Origin of the sequence: Janibacter massiliensis, from assembly GCF_900289115.1 — a bacterium.
Lineage (GTDB): Bacteria > Actinomycetota > Actinomycetes > Actinomycetales > Dermatophilaceae > Janibacter_A > Janibacter_A massiliensis.
The window spans coordinates 2,170,994-2,193,966 of sequence record NZ_LT985196.1 but is presented as its reverse complement, the minus strand read 5'-3'; the positions used below and the strand labels follow the sequence as shown (position 1 = coordinate 2,193,966).

The following is a 22,973-nucleotide window of genomic DNA, read 5'->3' as shown; positions in this document are numbered from 1 at the left end:
TCTCCTGGGGTCGGGTGGTGCATCGGGTCTCGTGGTCGCGGGCGAGTGACGGCACGACGTGGTGCTTTCCGCACCACGCACATCGCCACGGGTCACCCGGTGACTGGCCGGTCACGCCTCGACCTTCTGAAGCGCCTCGGTGAGCGCCTGCTCGATGTTCTTGCGCATGTCGCCGGCTCGGTTCGCGATCGGCTTCCCGAAGTACGGGCGGCCGGCCTGCTCCACCCACGGCACCTGGTCGGCCGTGGTGACGTCCGGGTTGAACCGGATCGGGTGGCGCCACCGCTTCAGGTTGTAGCTGCGAGAGAAGGGCGACCCGTCCCCGCGGATGTGGATCCCCTGACGCCGCTTGCCGGCGACGACCCGCGTCTTGAGATTCTTCTTCACGAACGCCCGCGAGCGCCCGGTCGAGCGGCGCGTGGCGGCCCTGGTGTGGACCGCGACGACCTTACGTCGCTTCTTCGTCACGCCCGTGACGACGCCCGGGGGCGGTTGATCGAGGATCGCCTTCATGTCGTTGATGGCGTCGTCGCCCGACCGGCGTAGCGCGCGACGCGTCGAGCGGGCCAGCGCGGGGTCGAACTCCTTGAGGTCGGCGAGCACCTCACGGAGGTTCGATGTGACGGTGAACGACTCGTTCTGACCAGCGCCGCGGGCGCCGCGGGTGGAGCGTGACGCCACCGGTCAGATCGCGGTGTCGGAGGTGCGGTACGCGACGTAGATCGGCTCGTTGACCTCGTCGTGAAGGCCCACGTACTTGCAGTCGAGCTCGATGACGTCGCCGCCGTTGCTGGTCGGGAAGTCACCCTCGAGGCGGATCTGGGGCACGACGACCTGGAGCGTCGGGTTGATCGTGCTCGCGCCGATCCGGGACGGGTGGGTGAAGGTGAGGACCATCGACAGCGGCGTGTTCGCGAGGTAGGCGTCCCGGAGGATGTTGTCGCTGTACTCCGCCTTCATGGACCCGGTGATCTCCGTCAGGCCGAGCGCGGCCGGGCGGGCCCGGCCCGTTCCGGATCCGAGGTTCCAGCCGTTGTCGTCGAGGTTCCGCTTGACCTCGATGTCCCACTCGGTGATGGTCGCGACCGTCGTCCCACCGGATGCGAGCGCGGTCGCGGTGGGCGGGGTGATGGTGCCGCCGACGGTGATGGCGCCGTGGACGAAGGTGAAGATGTCGGCGCCGACCGCGTAGGACGGGGAGGCGTAGGCGACGTCGTTGCGGACGTCCTTGGCGACCCACTCGGTCTCGACCTGGACCGCGTCACCCTTCTTGGCGCTGATCTTGATCGAGCCGCACTGCGCGCCGATGAACGTGGACGCCTGGATCGCGCCACCCAGGAGGGGGATGCCCTTCTGGATCGTGTACGAGGGGTGCCAGTCGTCCTTGTCGAGGATGTGGACCTGCTGGTAGGCGCCGGTCTGATTCGGGATCGCCGTCGACGTCGAGAGGCCGAACGCGGCGGCGAGGAGCGTCCCGAGCCCCTTCGTGGTGGCCTCGAGCTCGATCGACCCCTCCGCCTTCACCTGGGTGATGCCACGGCGCGATCCGCGCGCGACCTGCGAGCGCGGGCGGAGGCCCTTGCCCTGGTAGAAGGACGGGGCGTAGGTGAGCTTCTCGTTGGTGAACTCGAGGAAGGTCTGGGCGGGGACCGAGGTGCCGTAGACGGTCTCCTTGCCGAGTCCGATGGACAGGTCCTGCTGGGTGCTCACTGGTCCTCCTGGGGGCCGTAGGTGTCGCGGATCTCGTCGCGAGTCATCCCGTCGAGCTCGTCGCTGGTGGCGCCCTGCTCGGTGGCGTAGGCGGCCCAGGTCTCGCGGGAGGCGTTGCCTGCGGGGGCCTTGTCGACCTGCTCGGCGTGGAGGAGCGCGGCAGCCTCGTCGTCCGCGGGCTGCCAGTTCCGGTCCTGCTCAAGGAGGACGCGCGCGTGGTCGGTGGCGACGTCGACCACGGCGTCGGACTCGACGATCGCGCCGAGGAGGGGCACGTCGAGCGCACCGAGGGGGGAGACGTTGCGGATCCTCACGGGGAGCTCCTTCTGGTTGTGCCCGTCACCCGGGCGTGTGCGGTGAACGTGGCGGTGATGTCGATGAACCGGCCCGCGCTCGTGTCTGCGTCGGGGCCAGCGCCGTCCGAGCGGTAGCGGGTCAGGAAGCACTGCCGCACGGTCCCGCGGACGGTGGTGTCCACGACGCGCAGGTGGTGCTCCACGGAGCCGAGGAGGTCGAACGCGCGGGCCGTGAGCTCGTCGTCGACCTCGGACCCTCCGCCCATCGCGAGGGAGAAGAGGACCTCGACCTCGAGCCGCTCCTCGCGGGAGCGTTGGGGCCCCATGGTGGCGACCTCCTGGTCGGCCGTGACCCCACCGATCTGGACGATGGTGTCCGGGAGGGTCGCGCCGTCCGGCGGGCCGAGGGTCACGAGCGCGTCCGCGCCGGACACTTCGAGGAGGTCGGCGACGACGTCGCGGAGCGCCACCCGGAACGACGGGCCGGCGGTGTAGCCGGTCACGCGAACCCCGCGAGGCGGTTCGCTCCGGCGCAGAGCTCGACGACACGGCGGGGGACTGCGAACCCTGACGGGGTCCACTCCGCTCCCGGCGCGCCCCCGCCGGCCGCGCGTCCTGGTCCCTGCTGGCCGAGCTGCCACAGGAACCGGGTTTCCTCGAGGATCGCCAGGCGCACGTTCGGGGGGATCGCGCTCTCACCGGCGCGGTACCGGATGGTCACCGTCCGACCGACCAGCGCCGGCGGGAGGTACACGATCCCGGCTTCCTCGTCCACGTTGGTGGGCCCGAGGGTGACGGGGGCTCCGCCGACGGAGACCTCGAGGACTGCCGCGGCGGTCGGGAGAAGAACCGTGCGCCCCGCGCGCGTCACCGTCAGCACGCCGCGAGCCTCCGTAAGGGGGCCGACGATGTCCTCGACGACCCGCGTGGCCGCCGCCGCGTACAGCATGACCTGGTCACGGAAGCGGACCTGGGTCTGCTCGGAGTCGAACCGCAGGTGCGCGAAGACCTCCTCGTCCGAGACCGGCGTCGCGGCCGGGTCGATCGAGTCCCACCGGATGCCGGCCTCGGACGGGAGGTACACGGTCAGGCGCCGTAGGTCTCGCGGAGCTGGTCGCGGCTCATGTCCGCGACGTCGGCCGCGTCGGCTCCCTGCTCGACCGCGTAGGCGGCCCAGGCCTCGCGGGAGGCGTTGCCCGCCGGGGCCTCGCTGTCGCCGGGCGCGTCAGCGGGGATCCCGGTGCCGTCGATCGGCGGGGTGTCCTCGTGGGGCCCGGTGGGGTACTTGCTGTCGGCGATCGTGGCGGTGTCGAGGCCCTCACCGGCGGGGCCGGCCTTCAGCGGGCGGCGACCGTCCGTCGTGGCCGTCTCGGCGACGACCGGGACGGTCGCGGTCTCGACGTCGTCCGGGTCGATCGCGAGACCCGACCGGACGAGGTCGTTGGCCTCACCCTCGGGCAGCTCGATCTCCTTGCCGGGGGCGGGCCAGTCCTCGCCGTTGCGGGTGCCGGTGATCTGGGCGGCCATGATGACCGTCTTCGTGGCGGGCATGTGCTGTCTCCTCGTGCTCGTGGATGGTTCCGGGTGGAGGGGTGGCCCGACGACCCGACGACGTCGGGCCACCCCGGTCAGGAGGCCGATCAGGCGCCGACGAACGCCTTGATCGCGCCGGACTGGTCGACGAGGAGCCCGTCGCCGCGGACCAGGCACCGGAAGGTGACGAGGTCGTTGCCGAAGGCGTACTCGTCGGACCGCTCGAACCGGACACCGCCGGCGAGACGGACCGTGTACCGGCTCATGTCGCCGAACAGGACGCTCTTCGCGCCCGCCGCGGTGGTCGGCATGAACGGGTCGGTGTGGACCGGCTTGCTCAGGAGGATGTCCGGGGCGTCCGCGGTGAGCGCCGGCTGCCACAGGTACTGGCCGTCCGTGCTCTTCAGCTTGCGGACCGAGCCCATGACCGAGTCCTTCATCAGCCACGCGGCCTGCCGGCTGGCGCGGTAGGGCGCCGTCACCGAGTAGAAGAGGTCGATCAGCTCGTCGGCCTTGGGCGTGGCGGCGGTGCCGGTGACGCCCGCCGTCACGGACCCGATGAGACCGGCGGGCTTGTTGACGCCGTCGCCGTTGATCAGGTCCGCGCCGAGCGTTGCGCCGGCCGACCGGCCGCACTCGTCCGCGAGCCAGCTGGTCAGGTCGACCTTCGAGTCGTTGACGAGCTCGATCGACGCCTGGACGAGGTTCCCGTACTTGAACGCGCCCAGCGTCCGCTTCCCGAAGACCGGGTCGGACTTCGGGATCGCCGTGCCCTCGGGGACGAGCGCCGACGTCACCCCGGAGGTGACGACCGGCATCTCCATCGGCTCGCCGGTGCCGGTCTCGAGGACCGTCGCACCGGCCGCGAGGATGCCGCTGCCCGCGATGAGCCGCTCGACGAGCTGCCCGTAGAAGGTCTTCGGCACCAGCGTGGCGCCGGCGACGGCCGACGTCAGGTCCCGGAACGACTCGCCCGGGGCACGGTCGATCTCGACGGACCGCACCTCACCGGCGAAGAAGGAGCGGATGGCGGCCTCCTGCGCCGCGGCGGGGTCCCCGCCGGACCGCTCCTCGGCGGACGGCGCGAGGTTGCGGAGGGCTACCTCGATCGCGGCGTTGTTCCGCTCGGTCTCGGCGATCTGGTCGATGCGCTGACGGAGCTCGGAGAGGTCCGAGCTCATCCGATCGTACTTCTCCTGCTCCTCGGCGGTGAGGTCGCGGTTCTCCTTCGCCGCGGCGTCGAGTAGCCCCATCGACTCGTTCCAGATGTTCTGACGCTTCTCGGTCAGGGTCTTCGCGAGCGTGCTGCTCATGGTGTCCTCCTGGACTGGGTCTGCCCCGGCACGGGGCTGGATGGCGGTGTGGTGGTGGTTCTGCCGGGTGCGGGTCTCGCTGCCCGGGCCGGGGTGTTACCGGAGCGCGTCGAGCTCGAGGAGTCGACGGCGGAGCGCGACGGACGGGTGCGGTGCTGCCGCTGCCGGGTCCGGTCGTGCCGCCTCGCCCTGGGGCGAGGAGTCCTGGGTGGCGCGGGCCCGCTCGAGCGAGCGGGCCGCGACGGTGGTGTCGAGGTACGCAGGCGAGTTGACGGGCGCGACGTCGATCAGCTTCACCGCGCGGAGGGTTCGCAGCGGGAAGCCCTGATCGGTCACCGACCACTCGTCCTCGATCGTGACAAACGCGAACGAGGACCACTTGAGGTCCCCTCGCTGCGCGAGGGTGTGGACGTCGTTCCCGGCGCTCGTCCCGGGCAGGTCGACCTCGTACAGCAGGCCGGTCCCGTCCACGGAGAGACGGAGGGTTCCCGCCCACGTGGCACCCAGGAGTGCCGCGTCAGCGTGGTTCAGCCGGCACATCACCGGGACGGCGTCTGCGAGGGACTTGTTGAAGGCGGCCGGGTCGACCTGCTCGACGAAGCCGCCGAGGTTCTGGCTGTAGCGGTTGAACACGGCCGCGTACCCGGCGAGGACGCGGCCACCGGAGGGCGACTCGCGCAGCTCGACGGGGCCGAGGTCCGCGCACCGGGTCTCGAGGTTGGGGATGCTCACGGCGCCTCCTTGGGTGCGGTCACGGTGATGGTCGGGGACGTGCTGCGGTAGTTCGCCTGCCACTCGGCGATCTCGTCCGCGGTGAGTGGCGGGCGCTCCTCGAGCGCCCGGCCCTCGGCGTTGGTCTCCATGCCCGTCCGGAGCGCGATCTCGTGCGCCTCCATCCGGGTCTTGAGGTCCGCACGGGCGAGCGCGTCGAGGTTGAAGCGCACGTACTGGGGCCGGGGCAGGCAGGCCGTGAGCGACTCCTCGAGCCGGCGCGTCCAGGGCAGGAGCGTGCGACGGTTCCGCTTCAGCTCGTTCAGCTCGACGGTTGAGTACGTGAGGCTGCCGCCGGCCTTGCCGCCGATGTCCTCCGGTGCCACGCGGAAGATCGCGGCGATCTCCGTCGCGCCCGCCTGAATCGCTTCGAGGAACGCGGCATCGTCCTTGGGCACCTGGAGCGCGGTCCATTCCCAGTCCGACCCGGTGACGAAGATGTCGCGGTCGGCGACGGCGGCCTTGAACCTCGACTTCGCCAGTCGAGCCTGCGCCGCCGAGATCGTCTGCTGCGTGTTCTTCAGCACCCCGGGCGGCATGATCCCGCGGTCGAAGAAGTCCGCGGCGTACTGCTGCGCCTTGTGGCTCTTGGTCAGCTGGACCCGGAAAAGGCTGACCGGGCTCAGGCCGACGAACGAGCCGGGGAGCACGAACGCGGGGATGTGCACCATCGACTCCGCAGGGACCGGGACGTTGCCGACGCGGTACTCCGGGGGCATCCCGGGGACCTTCTCGGTGACGGTCACCCGATCCGGGTGCTGCCACACGATCTTGGACGGCCACCCGTTCGACCCGGTCGCGACGACGACGCCGTAGGCGTTGCCGCGCAGCAGGAGGCTCGTCAGCGCCTGGTGCAGCCAGGGGATCCGACCTCCCCACGGCGCCGGGGTCGCCAGCCACTCCGGCTGGCGCCCCAACGGCGAGCGCGTGCCGTCCCCGGTGTCCCGGTATGCACGGACGGGCGTGGTGGCGATGTCCTCCGCGATCCCGGCGACGGCCGAGTAGACCGGGATGAGGCGCAGCGCGTCGGCCGGGCTGTCACCCATCAGGGCGACGTTGTCACCGCGGCCCCACGCTGACAGACGCTCGGACGCCTCCGGGCCCGCGACCGACCGAGTCTCCGGCCGCCCGAAGAGGAACGTCACGGGCGGTCCTTCGCGCGGGTCTCGTGCGTGCTCCGGGCCGAAAGCAGAGCGGAGATGGCGATGAGCCCGAGGCCACTGGTGAGGCCGGCAGCGGGAGCGTCGAACCTCGGCGGGGTGAGTGCGACAGCCAGGGTGCCGGCCGCGAGGACGAGCAGGATCAGCCCGCAGAGCTCGAGGACGTCGGTCACGAGGTTCGTCGGCATGTGGTCCTCCGTTCAGGGCGGTCGGGTCAGTGCAGGGAGTCGGCGACGGCGTAGTTGGTGGCGTGCCCGTCGACGACGGCCTGCCGGGCGAGAGTGAGTGCGTACAGGGGGGTGATGTCCCCGGTGCCGCGGGCCCATCTGAACGACTTGCCGACGTGCTTCTTCACCGCGGCCTCGAGCGCGTCGTTGACGACCTCGTCGCTCACCAGTGCCAGGCGTCCGACGAGCGCGTCGTCGTAGAACGACCCGCACGCGTCGATGACGCGGGTGGCGGACATCGTCTCGACGCGGAACCGCTCGGCTTTGAGGTCGGGGATCAGCGAGCGCGCTGGACCGCCGGCGTCGACGACCACGACGTTGCCGCCGTGCTCTCTCCTGAGTGCCCGCAGCGTGGAGACGACTGCGGACGTGCCGAGCTGCCGCTCGTAGAGCTCGACGTAGGCGCGGCGTGCCGGGTCGAGCGGCTCGGCGCCCATCCCGATCGACGCGTACTCCCGCTCCGGGCTGACGTCGATCGTCCAGACCGGCGTCCCGGTCCAGGCGTCGACCTCCGGCGAGACGAAGTTCTTCTCGAGCGCCGCCACGGGGATCACCGACGTCGAGATCCTCTTGCGGGGCCACCAGCCCAGCCACGCCCGGTTCCACCCGGTGAGTGCCTCTTCGTCAGCGCCGACCCGGAGGGACATCGTCCGGTCCAGGTTGATCTGATGACCGACCGCGGGGTGAGCCGCCGCGAGGGTCGCGGGGTCGTTCGGATCGGCGTCTTCCGGGGCGGAGTATTCGATGTAGCAGGTCCGAGAGTCGAGGCCCGACTCGACGATCGCGCGACCGAGGTCGACCTTCTTGCGGAGGTAGGTCGAGCGCTCATCGCCAGCGGCCGAGAGCACCCACAGCTGAGATCCGGGGACCGTCATCAGACCCGGCTGGACGCCGTCCTCGTAGGTCGAGTCGACGTGCGCGAACGCCTCGTCGACGTGCGCCTCGTGAAGGGTGTCGCCGTGGCCGCTCTTCCGGGAGATCGCGGAGATACCGAGTTCGGCCCCGGTCGTCCAGTGGACCGTCTCTTCCCCAGGCCGCCAGTTCGGTCTGGTGAGGGTCACCCCGAGCGGAGACGCCGCGAGCGGTCGGTAGATGTCCTGGTTCAGCCGGCGGCGGGCCATCTTCCGGTCCTGGGCGCTGTAGACCATCAGCGCGCTCGAGGTCGTCAGGGCCCGGTGCGTCAGCTTCGCTCGGGAGATCGTCGTCTTCCCTGCTCGACGGAGCACGACGACGATCACGGTGTTGTACCAGAACTGGCCCGTGGCCGGGTCGATCTCGCACGCCACCGCGAGCGCGTCGCGCTGCCACGGCAGGGGCTCCTGGCCGATGGCCCGCATGATCTTCGCGACCTTCCCGCCGCAGGTCTGGCGGGCGGGGTTGCGAGGGGTGGCGAAGCGCGGTTCAGCTGTCATCGGGGCCGAGGAGGCCGGAGAGGTCAGCGGGTACGCCGACACGCGTCCCGGCCTCGACCTTCCGCAGCCTGTCGAACACGTCGAAGAGGCGCGACTGCAGCCCACTGGCCAGGTCCGGGCGCTCGATCGCCGGGAGCTGGTCGAGGATCCGCGCGTTGTACCTGGCCAGCACGAACAGGGTCTGCTTGAACGGCGGCTCACCGATCATCTTCTCGAGCTCCGACGTGAGGGCCGTCTCGATCTCGCCGGGCGCAGCGTTGAAGTCGATGCGTGACTCGACATCGCAGGACACGGGCTGTGCCGGCGGCGGCGTGGGTGCTTCCGCATCACGGGCCACGTCGGTCTCGCGCTTCTTGCGGGCGCGGTACTCGCGGGCGGCCTCGCTGTGCCCAGCGCGGCAGATCCCGCACTTGCATCCGCGGCGGTACCCGGACCGGCCGTGCTTCCTGACCTCGGCCATGGCCGGCCTCCCTTCCGTGGCGCGCCACCCCAGATTCCGCGTGGTGTTTTTTTGGTCGAAGGCGCGGTCGACATCGCGGGCGGCCGCTCAAAGAACTGGCGGCTCGCCGGACGGTGACGGGCGCCGCGGGCGGAGACGGGTCGCCGGGCGCGTCTTCGGCGGGGTGAGTCGCGCCTTCGACCGGCGTCGGTTCTCCTTCGCCTGGTTGCACGTCCTGTGCATCGGCGCCAGGTTCGCCGGGTCGGTCGGGTGACCGCCGTCGACGAGCTCGACGTGGTGGTCGACCGTCGCCGACCATGGGTCGGAGCGCGGGAGGTCGAGGTCGAGCGGGACTCCGGGGTGCGGGCAGTCAGGCCATGCGCAGGTCACGCCGGGGACGAGGACCGCAGCGCGGGCTGCCCGCCACTCCCTGCCCTCGCGGCCAGGTCGGAACTCACGGGGCATGACGAAGGCCCCCGACATTCGATCCGAGGGCCGCCAGCGGGCACAGTTGTCCCGCCTGCATCGAAGGGTACACATCCCCTCCGGCGTCCGCCAGCAGCCCTCCCGCGGCCGCGTGTCGCCCGGTCACGATCCACCGCCGGATGCGTGCGGGCGCCGCCCTGAGCGCCGCCTCGCGCGTTCGCAGTCGAGGACGTCGGCCTCGGTCACGAAGCGCTTCCCGTCGATGACCACCGGCTCGAGGTGGCCCCGCTCGATCCACGCTCGGACCGTGCGTGGCTGGACGCAGGCCAGCCGGGCTGCCTCGGTGGTCGTCAGCAGCGCGACGTCGTCGGTGGTGAGGACGCGAGTCATGCGCGCCGCCGACCGGCCCTGGCAGCCACGCCGAGCGCGTAGTCCCACTGATCGAGCGTCCACACGGCCCCGCACTGCCCGCAGGCGACGTGGGCAGCTCCATCACGGTGCTCGACTGCCCGGCGATCGCACCGCAGGCACGGGGTCTGCAGGCGTTGGACCTCGTCCATCCCCGAGGCGATCTCGAGACGCCGCTCGAGCGTGGTGATCGTCTCCCCGACCTCCTGAGCCTCCGGCAGCGACAGGAGCGCGGCGACCCACTCCACGAGGTAGGCGACCGAGGCGGTGACCGTGTCCTGACCAGGCCGGTGCCGGTCCGCCTGGGTGTGACCTAGATCCTCCCGCACCAGACGCTCCCACCCACGCAGCGCGGCGGCGACCTCGTCCACAACCACGATCGCTGGTGACCCCGCCGGCGAGACCCGCCGGCCACGGCCCCGCGGTTTCACCTCGGACGCGGGCAACGGCGCGAGACGGCCGGCGCCGACCTGTGTCGACAGCCGGCCGGGCGGCGGCGTGGCCACCGCCCACACGCCAGCGACGAGATCGGGGAGGCGACCAAGCGACTCCTGGATCCGCGTCGAGCACGCCGCGCACCACACCGGCGACCCGGGCGCCGGCTCGACCCCGTGCAGGATGAGCGACCGCTCATCATCCGTCGGCTCGCGACCGTCTGCGATCACCGCCGCAGCTGCTCGGCGGGCCCGCGCCTCGGCCGCCCGCCACGCCCGGTTGCACCGGCCTGGGCACGGTGACGTCTGCTCGCTCATCAGGACCTCTCTGCGGTGTGGGCGGGGTGGGTGGCGTAGTGCTCTCGGACCTGGGCGCGGAGCTCGTCGAGGTGCGCGATCGACGGGACTGTGATCTCCCACCCGCAGTACGGCGGCTCCGCACACCGCGCGTACTGCGGTCGAGCCCCAGCGCCGTGGGTGTCCCAGTAGTGCCGATCCCTCATCAACGGGTGATCCCGGACGCGGCCCTCGTCCGACCAGTCACACCCGGGCATCGGGCACCGCGTCCGGTCGACCTCGTCCAGCCGGCGCCGGTCCTCGAGCGACACCACCGGAGCCACGCTCTCCGTGGACGGCTCCGGCTCGACCCGCGACGATGTGCGGCGACGCGCACGAGACCGAGCCGCGAGGCACGACGCGAAGTGCGCCGTCCATCTCAGTCCGTCCGGGCCCCGCTGCCCATCGCGCAGCTGCCGCGCGTCGAGACCCTNAAAGAGGTAGATAGACGGTGAAGGAGAAGATATGAGAATTGAAGAGGGAAGAGGTAGGGAGGGGTGGGGTTTGATGAGGGGGCGTAAGAAGATGAAGTGAGAAGAGAAGATGGGGAGGAGGGGGGGATTGTTGATGTTTTTTTTTTTTTTCAAGCAGAAGACGGCATACGAGATAGGAGTCCGTCTCGTGGGCTCGGAGATGTGTATAAGAGCCGGGGTGGGGAGGTCATCCCGGCGATCACCCGGTCACGAATCGCGACCACACGAGCCACGACGTCCTCCGGGGGCGAGCCGTGCTCCTCGAGCAGCCGCCGGGCCGTCGCACGACCCGCCGCGCGGATCTCCTCGACCTCACGCGCCCGCCGCTCCTCCGCCGGCGTCATGCCGGGACCGGGTCGCGCTTCACCTCGCGCGAGACGCGAGACGCACGGGGCTCGAAGAGGAGACCCGGTGGGGCGCCGAGCGCCTCCTCGATCGCGCGTGCGGTCTCGGGCTTCGCGGTGCGGCGAGCGCCCGAGACGAGGTGGCCGACGGTGGAGCGCGAGACGCGCGCCTGGGTCGCAAGCTCCCGGATCGTGAGGCGCTTGAACTCCATGTACTGCTTCAGCATGTGCGAGTCCCTGAGCTGCATATCGAGCCTCCACTCGGTGCGGACCATCTGACTTCCCCTGACCGTAGACGGTGGTTGTGCGTTGCGCAAGAGAGTAGACGCCAGTAGACGGTTTTGTCTACAGGTTGAGGCGGGGTTTGCCCCAGCATTTTCCGCCAGACCGCGAGTTACACGCGTGGAATCTGTAACCTCACTGTCTACAGCGGAGGTAGACGCCGTCCGCGTGTCGCGAGGAGGGTTGCAGACATGGAGAGGACCCTGTCTGAGCCGTGGGCGACGCGCTTGGTGGAGCGTGGTTTCACGGACCCGCGCTACACCCACGACGTGCCGAGCTTGTCCAGGCTGGCCGAGGCGTGCGGGATGCACACGTCTACGGTGTCGGCCGCGATCAAGGGCACCGGGCGGAAGCCGTCGGCGGAGACCGTCGCGGCGCTCGTCCGTGAGCTCGGCGACGACGTCGCCGGGTGGCTCGGCGAGGCGACGGTGCGGCCGTGGTCGCCGCCGGCGGAGGCATCCCTCCTGACGGACCGGCAGCGGCGCGCCGTCGAGGAGCTGATCCGCTCGATGGCCGAGCGGCCTGAGCTCGGAGAAGTGAGGCCGCGTCTGCGCGCAGTAGACGGCCGTCCACCGACGGGCATCGCTGCCCGCTCGGCCGGCCGCCCCGGCGACGCTGACCGCGCGCGCCTGTCCCAAGACCAGGACGCCCAGACCTAGACCACCGACAACACAACGATCGAAGGGGGCACCATGGCCAAGCGAGACAAGCACGTCGAGGCAGCCCGAGAGCACCTCGAGCAAGGCGAACAGATCCAAGCCGCGGTCGCCGGCGCCTACGAGACGACCCTCATGGGCAGCAAGACCAGCCGCAACGGGGCGCTCATCGCGACCGACCGGCGGGTCCTCTTCTTCGCGAAGAAGATCGGCGGGTACGACCTGGAGTCCTTCCCCTACTCGAACATCTCATCGTTCGAGCAGTCCAAGGGCATGATGGGCCACACCCTCACGTTCTTCGCGTCCGGCAACAAGGTCACCCTGAAGTGGATCAGCGAGGTCGAGGACCTCGCCGGGTTCGTCCAGGTCACCAAGGCCCGGCTCGTGCCCGCCTCCGCCCCTCCCGCGGGCCCCGCCCCGGCTCCGGCCACTGCGCCGGCGGCCGCGCCTGCTACGCCGGCCCCGGCAGACCCGGCCGCGCAGATCATGGACCAGCTCCGGCAACTCGGTGAGCTCCGCGACGCGGGGATCCTCACCGACGACGAGTTCAGCACTAAGAAGGCCGAGCTGCTCGCCCGGCTCTGACATCCGAGGCCGGCACGGCTCTCAGGCAGGAAGAGGGGTCCTGATGGGGTGGTTCACGTCCCTGTTCAAGCGGTCGGCGCAGCCGGCGCACCACCCGGCGGCGCACGCACGGGCAAGTGGGGCGGTGCCGCACGTCCCCGCGCCACCGCAGCTCGGTCGCTACGTCAGCTGGGGGCCTACGCCCATCACCCAAGAGGTCGCGGGAGAAAACTGGTACGACGACGCCTTCCGCCGGCTCCTCCACGGGCATCCCGCCTTCGCCACGCTGCAAGGGCAGGAGATCCGAGACGACGCCGTTCTTGCCCCTGACCCAGGCAACCCCTACGACGCGAACGCGATCAGCGTCCGTGTCCGCGGCGAGCACGTCGGCTACCTGCCTCGAGACGACGCCGCCCGGTGGAACGGTGCACTCACCCACCTCGCCTCCAGGGGCTACGCGCTGCACGCCCCAGCGCGGGTGTGGGCACGCGCCGACGACCGCAGGGTGTACGCGCGGGTCACGGTCCAGCTGCCCGCCGACCCGTCCCACCTCTACGCCGCGAACCCCTTCCCCCAGCAGCCGTGGCGCGCGCTCGAGCCGGGCAACCGCTGCCAAGCCACGAAGGAAGAACCTCACCAAGAACGGCTACTGGGCCTGTACCGCCAGCACGGGCCAGACGCCACCTACGCCGCCGTCCTGACCCTCACCGAGCGCGCCACGAAGACCCAGGTCAAGCAGGTCCTCGAGGTCACCATCGACGGGAACCCGGTCGGAGAGCTCACCCCCACCACCACCGCCAAGTACCTCGCGAGCGCCCAGCAGGCCGCGTCCCGCGGTGAACTCCTCGTCGCACGAGCCTCGATCTACGAGGGGAAGAACAAGCTTGAGGTCCGCCTCGACGCCCGCCAGTACGCTGCAGAGGAGGACCAATGAATCGACGGAAAGCGCGTGGCTAACTACGGGAGCGGAGTCCTCACCCTTCACGAGATCGGACAACTGGAGCGGTCGGCGTGGCGGGCTCGGGTGGTTGGCGTGCTGTCTTGGAAGGCACATCGGGGAGTTGTTGATGTGGCGTGCCGACTCGACCGAGCCGACGCGCAACTCTGCATGCGCGTCGTGCCCAAGCGGCCATCGCAGTACCACCTCATCTACCGGGTGCGTGGAATCCCGCTGCGGAGGGTGGACGTCAACCACCCGCATCGGCCCTTGGGAATCTGCACCCACGAACACGTCTACGACCCACGAACGGGTGATGAACCAGCAGCCAAGCTCCTCGACTTCCCGGCTCCGCCCGCCAATCAGCACACCATCGATCTGGCACTATGGCGCGAGTCGTTCTTCGCGTTCGCAGAACGATGTAACGTCGAAGCAGACCCCGGCTGCTGGATCGACCCCGTGATTGGGGGGCACTGACATCGTGGATACTCGCGGCACGGAAGTGAGCGGCAGCGTACTGCGGAGCCAGCTCCTCGGCTACTTCAACGACGAGGTCAGCGTCGAGCCTTACGGAGACGGTGGCTTCTTGATCTGGATGCCGCTGTTTCACTCGTCCGGTGATGGGGTCAGTCTAACGGTGCGGCCTGAGAGCGGTGGGTGGCTCGTGTCCGACGACGGCACCACGTTGGCAGCGCTAGACCCCTTCGGCGAGCTCTCCGAGCGCGACAGGTTCCAAGAGTCCTGGGGTCGGCTCGCGAGGCCGGGTAACGGCCATGTGCCAGCTGACTCGGTAGGGCCTGAGATCGCCGCCTGGGCTCCGGCTAGCGATCTCGCGGGAGTCGTTTTCCGCGTACTTGAGGCAAGCCTTCGCGCGGAGGGTCTCGCGTACTGCGCAAGCAAGAGCGTTGGTCGTAGTGACGCGAGCTCGATGGTGTACCAAGCGGTGGCCGACGTCGCGCCGCGGGTGCAGAGGAACGCGAAGATCACGATGCGCTCCGGCCGCACGAGGCAGGTGACCGCGGGGGTGATGGATGAACACGACCAGCTTCGGGTCGCCGTTCAGGCGATGACCGGACGCACCCGCGAGCTACGCAACAGGAGCCACGACACCGCGTACTCCATCTTCGGGACGTCCCGGCTCCCGCGCGAACGGCGCCTCGTGGTTGCCGTTGGGAGCCACTCGATGTGGGAGTCGTTCCTCATCGCAGAGGTTGAGGAGGTCGCAGTCGTCCGATTCCTCGACGACCCCGACAGCGTCTATAGGGAGATCGGCAAGTTCGTCGACCTTTGATCGCGGGGTTGTCGGACTCCGCTGGCACCGTCTACGTGGTGACCCGACCACACCCCTGGCGTGATCTGCGTGCCCTTGCGCACGTCACGCTCCATCTCACCGCTGACCTCGGCCCCGGGGTGTGGGGCGCGACAGACGGCGCCCGCCGGATCTGGCTCGACAAGGGCCTGACCCAGCGCGAGCGCAGGTCGACGCTTGCGCACGAGCTCGAGCACCTGCGGCGGGGCCACACGGGGTGTCAGGACCCGGCGACCGAGCGGGCCGTCGAGGCGGCCGCGGCGCGGTACCTGCTGCCGGAGATCCGGGAGATCGCGGATGCGCTCGTGTGGGCCGGCTGCCACCTCGATACGGCCGCCGACGAGCTGTGGGTCGACGAGCAACTCCTGCGAGCGCGGTTGGAGCATCTGCATCCGGCGGAGCGGGCGATCTTGGTGGAGCGGTTGGGGCGGGTGGAGGTGTGGGCGTGAGCGTTGTCGGTGGCGGTGGTGAGGATGCGGGCATGACCGACCCGACGAGCGAGACCGTGCAGGCGCAGCCGCTGACCGATGTGGAGCGGGCGATGCTGGACCTCGAGGGTGGGACGTGGCGCGTGCCTGGGTTGAAGGAGCAGGCGATCAAGGACCGGTTCGGCATGACCAGCACCCGGTACTACCAGCGCCTCAACGGGCTGCTGTCCAGGCGGGAGGCGTGGGAGTACGCGCCGACGACGGTTTCGCGGTTGCGGCGGGTGCGGGCGTCGCACGCCCGGTCGAAGACGGTCCGCCAGTCTGCGTGACCGGCGTGGTCACCAGAGTGGGGTGACCTCGACCGTCTCGGGGTCGAAGGTGCGGCGGCCGCGGCCGGCGGGGAGGATCCGCACGGCGACGAGCTCCCGCACGAGGGACCGGCGGTCCGCGATCGGTGCGGCGTCCCACCAGGCGCTGGGGTCGTCGAACACCGCGGGGTCGACGTTCGAGGGGCGGGCGAGCGCGGTGATGCGGGCGCGGGCGGCGCGGATCTGCGGGCGGAGACGGCCCTCGACGCGGGCGAGCGCGGTGGGGGAGAGGTCACCGTCGGCCGCGGCGTCGATGAACCCGTGGAGTCGCTGCTCGAGCGCGGCGAGCTCGGCCCGGGCGTCCGCGAGGGCGGGGGTGTCGGTGGTGGTGTCGGGGGAGCGGCGGGCGAGGTCGGTGGCCAGGTCGAGGACGACCTGCTCGACGTAGGGATCGACCTTGGAGACGACGCGGGTGATGCGCATGCACCCGCCCTGGGGACTGCAGGAGTAGGACGGCCGTCCGCGGTTGATGAGGACTCGCATTGGCGCGCCGCAGCGGCCGCAGGTCGCGATCCCGGACAGGAGCCAGCGGGCGGTGGAGTCCCCGGACGTCTTGGCTCGGGCGGGGTCGGTGAGGATCGCGACGGCCCGCTCGTGGTCGTCGCGGGAGACGATCGCCGGCCAAGCCGCGTCACCGACGATCTCACCGCGGTGGGTGCGGAGGCCCGCGTGGGTGGGGGAGATCGCCAGGCGGCGGACGGTGGAGCTGAGCCACCCGGAGTGGTGGCGGGACCGCGGTGGCCGCGGTGGTCGCACGCCGCGGGAGTCGAGGTCCCGGGCGATCGCTCGGAGGGTGTCGCCAGCGATGACGCGGCGGACGATCTCCCGGACGATCGGGGCCGTCTCCTCGTCCGGGACCTGCCGGATCAGCGCGCCGGTGCCGCTGTCGTACTCGCGCCGGTACCCGTAGGGGAGCTTCCCGTGCGGGGCGCCGGCGACCGCGCGGGACCGGACGGACCGTAGGAGCCGCTCCGAGGTGCGGGCGGACTCGTCCTGCGCGAGGAGCGCGTCGAGGCCCGTGCGGAACCGCGCGTCCCGCGTCGACAGGTCATGGACGACCCCGGAGTACCCCCACAGGACCCCGTTCTCCGCGCAGAGGTCCGCGAGCTCGGCGTACTCCGCGAGCCGGCGGGTTGCGCGAGACGCCTCCCACGTCAGCAGCACGTCGATCCGCCCCGATGTGACCGCCGACGTGATCGCACCCCACTGCGAGCGCGCGCCCGTGGAGCGGGCGAAGGACGAGGCGGACCCTGTCTCGGTGATGACGTCGACGACGTCCCAGCCCTCGCGGGCTGCCCAGGCGCGGCACTCGGCCTCCTGCTCGGCGACGGAGCGGCCGCCGCGGGCGTCGACGGACACACGGGCGTAGATCAGGGCTCTCACACCCGGGACGATACATCTGTGTCGTGTGCAGTGTCCGGCTCGAACGTGGCGGTCGTGCTCGCGTGCGCGATCGGCCTGGCGCGGGTGCTCGGCCTGCCCCGCCGCTGGCGGCCGTGGGTGGCCGGAGCGCTCCTGCTGTGGTTCGTGGCGCTCGCCCGCCCCGAGCCGAGCGTCATCCGGGCCGCGACGATGGGGGCGATCGGGCTCGTCGGGATGCGCCGGTCGACGAGGGCGGCCGGGCTCCCCGTGCTCGCTGCCGCGATCATCGCGCTGCTGTGCGTCGACCCGTGGCTGTGCCGCTCGTACGGCTTCGCTCTCTCCAGCCTCGCCACGCTCGGCCTCCTCGTCCTCGTCCGTCCGTGGGGGGACGCGGTCAACCGGCGCCTGCCGTGGCGGCTGGGCCGACGGCACCCGTGGCTCGGGCCGGGGCTCGCGCTGCCGGTCGCCGCGCACGTCATGTGCGCCCCGGTCGTCGTCCTGCTGCAGGGGGAGGTCAACGTCGTCGGCATCCTCGCCAACCTCGTCGTCGCGCCGCTCGTCGAGCCGGCGACCCTGGGCGGGGTGGCCGCTGCCCTCGTCGCCCTCGTCGACGTCCGAGTCGCGTCGTGGATCGCGTGGACGGGAGGGGTGCCGGCCGAGATCATCGCCCGCACGGCCCGCGTCTTCGCCGACGTCCCGTACGGGGCGATCCCGTGGCCGGACGGTCCGCTCGGCGCGTGGCTCCTCGCCGGCCTGAGCCTGCTCGTGCTGCTCGCGTGGCCGTGGCTGGCCCACCACGTGACCCATCACCTCGTGGTGGTCGCCGCGCTCGTGGCGACCGCCGCGGGCGCGGCCGTGCCGACCACCGTCGTCACGTGGCCGCCGGACCGGTGGCGCGTCGTCGTCTGCGACGTGGGGCAGGGGGACGCGATCGTCGTGCGCAGCGGGCCGCAGCGTGCCGTCCTCGTCGACACCGGGCCTGACCCCGGGCCGGTCGACTCCTGCCTCGACCGCCTCGGGGTCGCCATCCTCGACGCCGTCGTGCTCAGCCACTTCCACGCCGACCACGCCGGTGGGCTCGCCGGGGCGTACGACGGGCGCCGGGTCGAGCGGCTCCTCACCTCTCCCGTCCGCGAACCGGCCGAGCAGGTCCGGGCCGTCGAGGATCTCGCGGCGGAGCACGACACCCCCGTGTCCGACCTCGTCGCGGGGGACCGGTTCTCGCTCGGGGAGGCGAGCGCGACCGTGTGGTGGCCCGCCCGCCGGATCGGCGACGGGTCGGTGCCGAACAACGCGAGCGTCGTCCTGTCGATCCGCACCGGCGAGGCGCACGCGATGTTCACGGGCGACGTCGAGGCCGAGGCCGGGCGCGCGATCGTCCTGCGGATGCGCCGTGACCCGGCGATGGCGGCCGAGCTCGACGACCTCGACCTGCTCAAGACCCCCCACCACGGCAGCGCGAACCTCGACGAGGAGTTCCTCACGGCGGTCGCCGCGCCCGAGGCGGTCGTCAGCGTCGGCAAGGACAACGACTACGGCCACCCGACCCCGGGACACCTGGCGGTCCTCGGGCGTGCCGGGTCGCGCGTGCACCGCACCGACGAGTGCGGTGACGTGGCCCTCGTCGACGGCGACGGCGGGCTCCGCCTGGTCACCGCGCGGTGAGCGTCAGGCGCCCGGGCCCGCCTCGATCTGCCGGGCGCTCGCGCACAGCGCCTTGAGGGTGGCCTCGACCGCTGGGACGCGCTCCAGGTCGGGGGTGGTCACGACGCTGATCGTGCGTCGGGAGGACTGGGCCAGCGGGCGTATGGCGACGTTCTCGTTCGGCTGGCTCGCCCGGATGAGATCGGGGATGAGCGCGACGCCCAGGCCGGCGGCGACGAACCCCTGGACCGCGACGAAGTCCTCCGTCTCGAACATGACGCTCGGCACGAAGCCTGCACCGTTCGCCAGCTGCAGGAGGTGACCGCGGCAGCGCGGGCAGCCGGCGATCCACTCCTCGTCGGCCAGGTCGGCGAGGTCGACCGTCGGCTGCCGTGCGGCCGGGTGGTTCGTCGGCAGCGCGACCCGCACCTCGTCCTCGATGACCTGCGAGACGACGAGACCCTCGAGGTCCTCCTCGGCGGCGGCCGTCGAGCCCGCGTAGGAGAACGCGACGGCGATGTCGCACTCCCCGGCGCGCAGGGCCGCGATCGACTGCGGCGGCTCGGCCTCGGTGAACGACACGGTGACGTCGGGGTGCGCCTTCCGGACGGCCGCGAGCGCTCGGGGGACGAGGGTGGCCGACGAGCTGGGGAAGGCCATGAGACGCACCCGCCCGGCACGCAGGCCGACGATGGCGGCGACCTCTTCCTCTGCCTCGTCGAGGGCGGCCATGACGGGTGCGGCGTGCCGGGCGAGGGCCTCGCCGGCCTCGGTGAGCCGGACGGAGCGACCGGTGCGCTCGACCAGGACCGTCCCCGTGCGCTGCTCGAGTCGTCGCACCATCTGCGAGATCGCCGGTTGCGAGGAACCGAGGGCGTTCGCCGCGGCCGTGAAGCTGCCGTGGTCGGCGATCGCCTTCATCACGCGCAGGCCGGTGGAGTCGAGCATGGGGGCAGGATAGGCGTCGACGGTCGGGGAGGATGGGGCCGTGCAGATGGAGGCAGGGGCCGTGCGGCGGACGGTGGCGAGCGTTCGCCCGCTCGATGTGACCGTGACGCGACCCGGCACCGTCGAGGAGATCGCCGACAACCTCCGCCCGGCGACCCGCGGTGCGCCCGCGCTCGCCCTCACCGGCGCGGGGGTGTCCACCGACTCGGGGATCCCGGACTACCGCGGCCCGGACGGTCGGCGGCGCGTCGCCCCGATGGAGCTCGCGGAGTTCGTCGGCTCGCCCGAGGCCCGCCGCCGGTACTGGGCTCGCTCGTTCGTCGGGTGGGCGCGGTTCGACGCGGCGCGGCCGAACGGGTGCCACACCGCGCTCACCGCCCTCCAGCGGGCGGGGGTCGTCGGTGGGATCGTCACGCAGAACGTCGACGGGCTGCACCAGCGGGCGGGGGCCACCGACGTCGTCGAGCTCCACGGCTCCCTGTCGGCGGTCGTGTGCCTCGGCTGCGGTGCCCGGACCTCCCGCACCGACCTCGACGTGCGGATACGTGCCGACAACCCCGGGTTCGAGGCGACCTCCGACGAGATCCGTCCCGACGGGGACGTCTCGCTCGAGGCGGCACACGTCGAGCGGTTCGTCGTCCCACGGTGCGCCGCGTGCGGTGCCGACCTCCTCAAGCCGGACGTCGTCTTCTTCGGCGAGTCCGTCCCGCGACCGCTCGTCGACGAGGTGTTCGCACGGGTGGAGGCCGCACCCGCCCTCCTCGTCCTCGGCACGAGCCTCGGGGTGATGTCGGGGCTGCGCTTCGTCCGGCGCGCCGCGGCCCGCGGCATCCCCGTGCTGACGATCACCCGCCGTGCGACCCGCGACGAGCACCTGCACACCGTGCACGTCGACGAGCCGCTCCGGCCGGCGCTGGAGCGGCTCGTCGAGCTCGTCGGCTGAGCGCGGTCAGACGCGGCGCAGGACCGCGGTCACCTTGCCGAGGATCGTCGCGTGGTCCCCGTCGATGGGGTCGAAGGCCGGGTTGTGCGGCATCAGCCGCACCTTGCCGTCGCGGCGCTTGAACGTCTTCACGGTCGCCTCGTTGTCGAGCATCGCCGCGACGATGTCGCCGTTGTCGGCAGTCGGCTGCTGCCGGACGACGACCCAGTCGCCGTCGCAGATGGCCGCGTCGATCATCGAGTCACCGACGACCTGGAGGAGGAACAGCGGACCCTCGCCGACGATCTGCCGGGGGAGGGGGAAGACGTCCTCGACGGACTCCTCGGCCGTGATCGGGACGCCAGCGGCGATCCGCCCCAGGACGGGGACGTAGGACGCCTCCGGGCGCTCGTCGCCCGAGCCCGTCGGGTCGACGCCGTCCGGGCTGGCGCCACCGCGGTAGCCGGTGAGGTCCGACGTCGTGCCCGGGTCGGTCACCTCCGGCCGCACCTGCGACGCCGCGGGGTCGACGACCTCGATGGCCCGGGGACGGTGCGGGTCCCGACGCAGGTACCCCTTGCGCTCGAGGGTGGAGAGCTGGTGGGCGACGCTCGACGGGCTGGTCAGCCCGACCGCGTCGCCGATCTCGCGGATGCTCGGCGGGTACCCGCGGCGCTCGACCTGGGTGCGGATGACCTCGAGGATGCGCTGCTGGCGGACCGTCAGCGCGGTGCCCGTGTCCCGGTCCGGCAGCGCGGTGACGTTCTCCGACCGGGTGCCGGGGGCGTCGTCGGACCCCGTGCCACGGCCTCGCGACTCGCGCGCCATCTCGATCAGTCCTTCCCTCGCGGAGCCGGGCGGGGGCCGTTGTCGGACCTCGCTGGTTGGCTCCTTCTCGTGGGAACAAGCGTACGGATCGCCGGTGCCGCACTCAAACACCTGTTCGACGCGTGTCTTGCCCCGTGTCGAACACGCGTGCTACACATTGGACGTACGTTCGATCGAACAGGGTTTCGAACGTGGCCGGACCAGCCGGTCGCGCAGGACTGGAGGACAGCATGACCGCAGCACTCGCCGACTGGCAGCTGAGCTCGCCCCGCCCTCGCCGCCACCTCGTGCCGGTCCCGACCGGGGGTGCCGTCGTCGTTCGTGAGCCCGCTGTGCGGATCACCCGCCGGGGTCGGCTCGCCCTCACGGTCCTCGTGACGGCCGTCGTCGCGCTGGCCCTGTTCGTCGGCCTGGCCGGCGCCGGCGAGGCCGCCGGGGGAGGCCGCATGGTGACGGTCGCGCCGGGCCAGACCCTGTCGGAGATCGCTGCCGTCGAGATGCCCGGCCGCCCCGTCGCCGAGGCCGTCGTGGCCCTCCGGCTCGCGAACGACCTGCCCGGCGACGGAGTCGCCGCGGGGCAGGAGCTCGTCATCCCGGAGTGAGCCCCAGAGCTCCTCGGTGCACTTCGACCCGGCGCCGAGGTGGGGATCGCCGGTCGCCGCTCGCGGTGGCCGGCGATCGTCATCCCGGCGTGTCGCCCGGATTCTCGGGAGCGCGCGGGACGCGCCCGACCTCGACGCTTGCGCCCTCGTGGGTGATGGGTTGTAATGGCACTACATCTAGTGGTTACACCGATGTGATTCATCCACATGTTGTGCACCATTCGTGCACAAGGAGATCGGTCCTACCCACAGGTTCTCCCCATCCCAGGCACGACCCCGACATGCGAGAGGAGCCCTCGGTGCACTGCCCGTTCTGCCGCAACACCGACTCCCGGGTCGTCGACTCGCGCACCGCGGACGACGGCGGCCAGATCCGGCGCCGGCGCCAGTGCCCGGCGTGCAACCGTCGGTTCACGACCATCGAGACGGCGAGCCTGTCCGTGCTCAAGCGGTCCGGGGTCACCGAGCCGTTCAGCCGGAGCAAGGTCCTCGTCGGCGTCCGCAAGGCCTGCCAGGGGCGCCCGGTGAGCGAGGACGATCTCGCGGTGCTCGCCCAGCAGGTCGAGGAGACGATCCGGTTGGCCGGCAGCGCCGAGGTCGACGCGCACGAGGTCGGCATGGCGATCCTCGGGCCGTTGCGCGAGCTCGACGAGGTCGCCTACCTCCGGTTCGCCTCCGTCTACCAGGGCTTCGACTCCCTCGAGGACTTCGAGGCCGCCATCGCGCTCCTGCGGGCCGAGCGCGAGCCGACCGTCGACGAGCCCGCGACCGCCTGACCCCCCACGACCGCCTGACCCCACGAGCACCGAACACACCGCATCCGCACGCTGCACCCGGACCC

The 22,973-nt window shown here is 71.4% G+C and carries 31 protein-coding genes; 11 read left to right on the top strand and 20 right to left on the bottom strand.

The window, feature by feature from the left end:
- Nucleotides 1–111: 111 nt before the first annotated feature.
- From DAA34_RS10710 to DAA34_RS10630, 17 genes are all read right to left on the bottom strand, one after another.
- Complete coding sequence (locus tag DAA34_RS10710; protein WP_106819201.1) at nucleotides 112–681, bottom strand: hypothetical protein; 570 nt, start codon at nucleotides 679–681, stop codon at nucleotides 112–114.
- 3 nt (nucleotides 682–684) lie between these two features.
- Entirely contained in the window at nucleotides 685–1,710 is a 1,026-nt protein-coding gene (locus DAA34_RS10705) for a phage tail tube protein (RefSeq protein WP_106819199.1), read from the bottom strand.
- The gene (locus tag DAA34_RS10700; protein ID WP_106819197.1) at nucleotides 1,707–2,024 is read right to left on the bottom strand and encodes a hypothetical protein; all 318 of its coding nucleotides are present in this window, start codon (nucleotides 2,022–2,024) and stop codon (nucleotides 1,707–1,709) included. Before DAA34_RS10700 ends, DAA34_RS10705 begins: the two co-directional genes overlap by 4 nt.
- Nucleotides 2,021–2,509, bottom strand: coding sequence for a hypothetical protein (locus DAA34_RS10695; RefSeq protein WP_106819195.1), 489 nt, complete (start codon nucleotides 2,507–2,509; stop codon nucleotides 2,021–2,023). Before DAA34_RS10695 ends, DAA34_RS10700 begins: the two co-directional genes overlap by 4 nt.
- A complete protein-coding gene (locus tag DAA34_RS10690; protein WP_106819194.1) occupies nucleotides 2,506–3,090 on the bottom strand; it encodes a hypothetical protein in 585 nt (194 codons plus the stop codon). The genes DAA34_RS10695 and DAA34_RS10690 overlap by 4 nt, the downstream gene beginning before the upstream one ends.
- Nucleotides 3,091–3,092: 2 nt before the next feature.
- A complete protein-coding gene (locus DAA34_RS10685; RefSeq protein ID WP_106819193.1) occupies nucleotides 3,093–3,557 on the bottom strand; it encodes a hypothetical protein in 465 nt (154 codons plus the stop codon).
- An 89-nt stretch (nucleotides 3,558–3,646) separates the two neighbouring features.
- The gene (locus tag DAA34_RS10680) at nucleotides 3,647–4,852 is read right to left on the bottom strand and encodes a phage major capsid protein (protein WP_106819192.1); all 1,206 of its coding nucleotides are present in this window, start codon (nucleotides 4,850–4,852) and stop codon (nucleotides 3,647–3,649) included.
- A 96-nt stretch (nucleotides 4,853–4,948) separates the two neighbouring features.
- Nucleotides 4,949–5,584, bottom strand: a complete 636-nt coding sequence (locus DAA34_RS10675) for an HK97 family phage prohead protease (protein ID WP_158707717.1) — start codon at nucleotides 5,582–5,584, stop codon at nucleotides 4,949–4,951.
- A complete protein-coding gene (locus DAA34_RS10670; protein ID WP_106819191.1) occupies nucleotides 5,581–6,768 on the bottom strand; it encodes a phage portal protein in 1,188 nt (395 codons plus the stop codon). Before DAA34_RS10670 ends, DAA34_RS10675 begins: the two co-directional genes overlap by 4 nt.
- Nucleotides 6,765–6,971 carry a hypothetical protein gene (locus DAA34_RS10665; RefSeq protein WP_106819190.1) on the bottom strand — a complete coding sequence of 69 codons (207 nt, stop codon included), beginning with the start codon at nucleotides 6,969–6,971 and terminating at the stop codon, nucleotides 6,765–6,767. Before DAA34_RS10665 ends, DAA34_RS10670 begins: the two co-directional genes overlap by 4 nt.
- Before the next feature lie 26 nt (nucleotides 6,972–6,997).
- Nucleotides 6,998–8,422 carry a hypothetical protein gene (locus tag DAA34_RS10660; protein ID WP_158707716.1) on the bottom strand — a complete coding sequence of 475 codons (1,425 nt, stop codon included), beginning with the start codon at nucleotides 8,420–8,422 and terminating at the stop codon, nucleotides 6,998–7,000.
- Nucleotides 8,412–8,882 (bottom strand): hypothetical protein, encoded by a 471-nt coding sequence (locus DAA34_RS10655; protein WP_106819188.1) that lies wholly within the window; start codon nucleotides 8,880–8,882, stop codon nucleotides 8,412–8,414. Before DAA34_RS10655 ends, DAA34_RS10660 begins: the two co-directional genes overlap by 11 nt.
- Before the next feature lie 87 nt (nucleotides 8,883–8,969).
- Complete coding sequence (locus DAA34_RS10650; RefSeq protein ID WP_158707715.1) at nucleotides 8,970–9,326, bottom strand: HNH endonuclease; 357 nt, start codon at nucleotides 9,324–9,326, stop codon at nucleotides 8,970–8,972.
- A 123-nt stretch (nucleotides 9,327–9,449) separates the two neighbouring features.
- Nucleotides 9,450–9,677, bottom strand: coding sequence for a helix-turn-helix domain-containing protein (locus DAA34_RS10645; protein ID WP_106819186.1), 228 nt, complete (start codon nucleotides 9,675–9,677; stop codon nucleotides 9,450–9,452).
- A complete protein-coding gene (locus tag DAA34_RS10640; RefSeq protein WP_106819184.1) occupies nucleotides 9,674–10,360 on the bottom strand; it encodes a hypothetical protein in 687 nt (228 codons plus the stop codon). Before DAA34_RS10640 ends, DAA34_RS10645 begins: the two co-directional genes overlap by 4 nt.
- An 86-nt stretch (nucleotides 10,361–10,446) precedes the next feature.
- Entirely contained in the window at nucleotides 10,447–10,632 is a 186-nt protein-coding gene (locus tag DAA34_RS12180; protein ID WP_158707714.1) for a hypothetical protein, read from the bottom strand.
- A 646-nt stretch (nucleotides 10,633–11,278) separates the two neighbouring features.
- Nucleotides 11,279–11,509 (bottom strand): helix-turn-helix domain-containing protein, encoded by a 231-nt coding sequence (locus tag DAA34_RS10630; RefSeq protein ID WP_158707713.1) that lies wholly within the window; start codon nucleotides 11,507–11,509, stop codon nucleotides 11,279–11,281.
- Nucleotides 11,510–11,755: 246 nt separating this feature from the next.
- On the opposite strand from DAA34_RS10630, the gene DAA34_RS10625 reads away from it, so the two are divergent.
- From DAA34_RS10625 to DAA34_RS10600, 7 genes are read left to right on the top strand one after another with little or no spacing between them, the layout of a single operon-like run.
- On the top strand, nucleotides 11,756–12,223 hold the full coding sequence (locus DAA34_RS10625) for a helix-turn-helix domain-containing protein (RefSeq protein WP_106819178.1): 468 nt from the start codon (nucleotides 11,756–11,758) through the stop codon (nucleotides 12,221–12,223).
- A gap of 33 nt (nucleotides 12,224–12,256) precedes the next feature.
- A complete protein-coding gene (locus DAA34_RS12540) occupies nucleotides 12,257–12,805 on the top strand; it encodes a PH domain-containing protein (protein ID WP_106819176.1) in 549 nt (182 codons plus the stop codon).
- 43 nt (nucleotides 12,806–12,848) lie between these two features.
- Nucleotides 12,849–13,718, top strand: a complete 870-nt coding sequence (locus DAA34_RS10615) for an HIRAN domain-containing protein (protein WP_106819174.1) — start codon at nucleotides 12,849–12,851, stop codon at nucleotides 13,716–13,718.
- A gap of 15 nt (nucleotides 13,719–13,733) precedes the next feature.
- On the top strand, nucleotides 13,734–14,198 hold the full coding sequence (locus DAA34_RS12175) for a hypothetical protein (protein WP_158707712.1): 465 nt from the start codon (nucleotides 13,734–13,736) through the stop codon (nucleotides 14,196–14,198).
- Nucleotides 14,199–14,223: 25 nt separating this feature from the next.
- Nucleotides 14,224–15,012: a hypothetical protein gene (locus DAA34_RS10610; protein WP_106819171.1), complete on the top strand. Its 789-nt coding sequence runs from the start codon at nucleotides 14,224–14,226 to the stop codon at nucleotides 15,010–15,012.
- A 38-nt stretch (nucleotides 15,013–15,050) separates the two neighbouring features.
- Nucleotides 15,051–15,479 carry an ImmA/IrrE family metallo-endopeptidase gene (locus tag DAA34_RS10605; protein ID WP_158707711.1) on the top strand — a complete coding sequence of 143 codons (429 nt, stop codon included), beginning with the start codon at nucleotides 15,051–15,053 and terminating at the stop codon, nucleotides 15,477–15,479.
- A 32-nt stretch (nucleotides 15,480–15,511) separates the two neighbouring features.
- A complete protein-coding gene (locus tag DAA34_RS10600; RefSeq protein ID WP_106819167.1) occupies nucleotides 15,512–15,787 on the top strand; it encodes a DUF3263 domain-containing protein in 276 nt (91 codons plus the stop codon).
- Nucleotides 15,788–15,796: 9 nt separating this feature from the next.
- Here DAA34_RS10600 and DAA34_RS10595 read toward each other — a convergent pair whose 3' ends face one another.
- Entirely contained in the window at nucleotides 15,797–17,209 is a 1,413-nt protein-coding gene (locus tag DAA34_RS10595) for a recombinase family protein (RefSeq protein WP_106819166.1), read from the bottom strand.
- A gap of 18 nt (nucleotides 17,210–17,227) precedes the next feature.
- On the opposite strand from DAA34_RS10595, the gene DAA34_RS10590 reads away from it, so the two are divergent.
- Nucleotides 17,228–18,853 (top strand): ComEC/Rec2 family competence protein, encoded by a 1,626-nt coding sequence (locus DAA34_RS10590; protein WP_234354217.1) that lies wholly within the window; start codon nucleotides 17,228–17,230, stop codon nucleotides 18,851–18,853.
- A gap of 3 nt (nucleotides 18,854–18,856) precedes the next feature.
- On the opposite strand, the gene DAA34_RS10585 is transcribed toward DAA34_RS10590, so the two are convergent.
- Complete coding sequence (locus DAA34_RS10585) at nucleotides 18,857–19,780, bottom strand: LysR family transcriptional regulator (RefSeq protein WP_106819163.1); 924 nt, start codon at nucleotides 19,778–19,780, stop codon at nucleotides 18,857–18,859.
- A 46-nt stretch (nucleotides 19,781–19,826) separates the two neighbouring features.
- Here DAA34_RS10585 and DAA34_RS10580 point away from each other — a divergent pair, with 46 nt between their 5' ends.
- Nucleotides 19,827–20,723 carry an NAD-dependent protein deacetylase gene (locus DAA34_RS10580; RefSeq protein ID WP_106820106.1) on the top strand — a complete coding sequence of 299 codons (897 nt, stop codon included), beginning with the start codon at nucleotides 19,827–19,829 and terminating at the stop codon, nucleotides 20,721–20,723.
- A gap of 6 nt (nucleotides 20,724–20,729) precedes the next feature.
- On the opposite strand, the gene lexA is transcribed toward DAA34_RS10580, so the two are convergent.
- Nucleotides 20,730–21,530 (bottom strand): transcriptional repressor LexA, encoded by an 801-nt coding sequence (lexA, locus tag DAA34_RS10575; RefSeq protein ID WP_106819161.1) that lies wholly within the window; start codon nucleotides 21,528–21,530, stop codon nucleotides 20,730–20,732.
- A gap of 230 nt (nucleotides 21,531–21,760) precedes the next feature.
- Between lexA and DAA34_RS10570 the strand changes: the two genes are divergently transcribed.
- Nucleotides 21,761–22,132 (top strand): LysM peptidoglycan-binding domain-containing protein, encoded by a 372-nt coding sequence (locus DAA34_RS10570; RefSeq protein WP_106819159.1) that lies wholly within the window; start codon nucleotides 21,761–21,763, stop codon nucleotides 22,130–22,132.
- Between the two features lie 299 nt (nucleotides 22,133–22,431).
- Nucleotides 22,432–22,908 carry a transcriptional regulator NrdR gene (nrdR, locus tag DAA34_RS10565; RefSeq protein ID WP_106819157.1) on the top strand — a complete coding sequence of 159 codons (477 nt, stop codon included), beginning with the start codon at nucleotides 22,432–22,434 and terminating at the stop codon, nucleotides 22,906–22,908.
- Nucleotides 22,909–22,973: the final 65 nt, after the last annotated feature.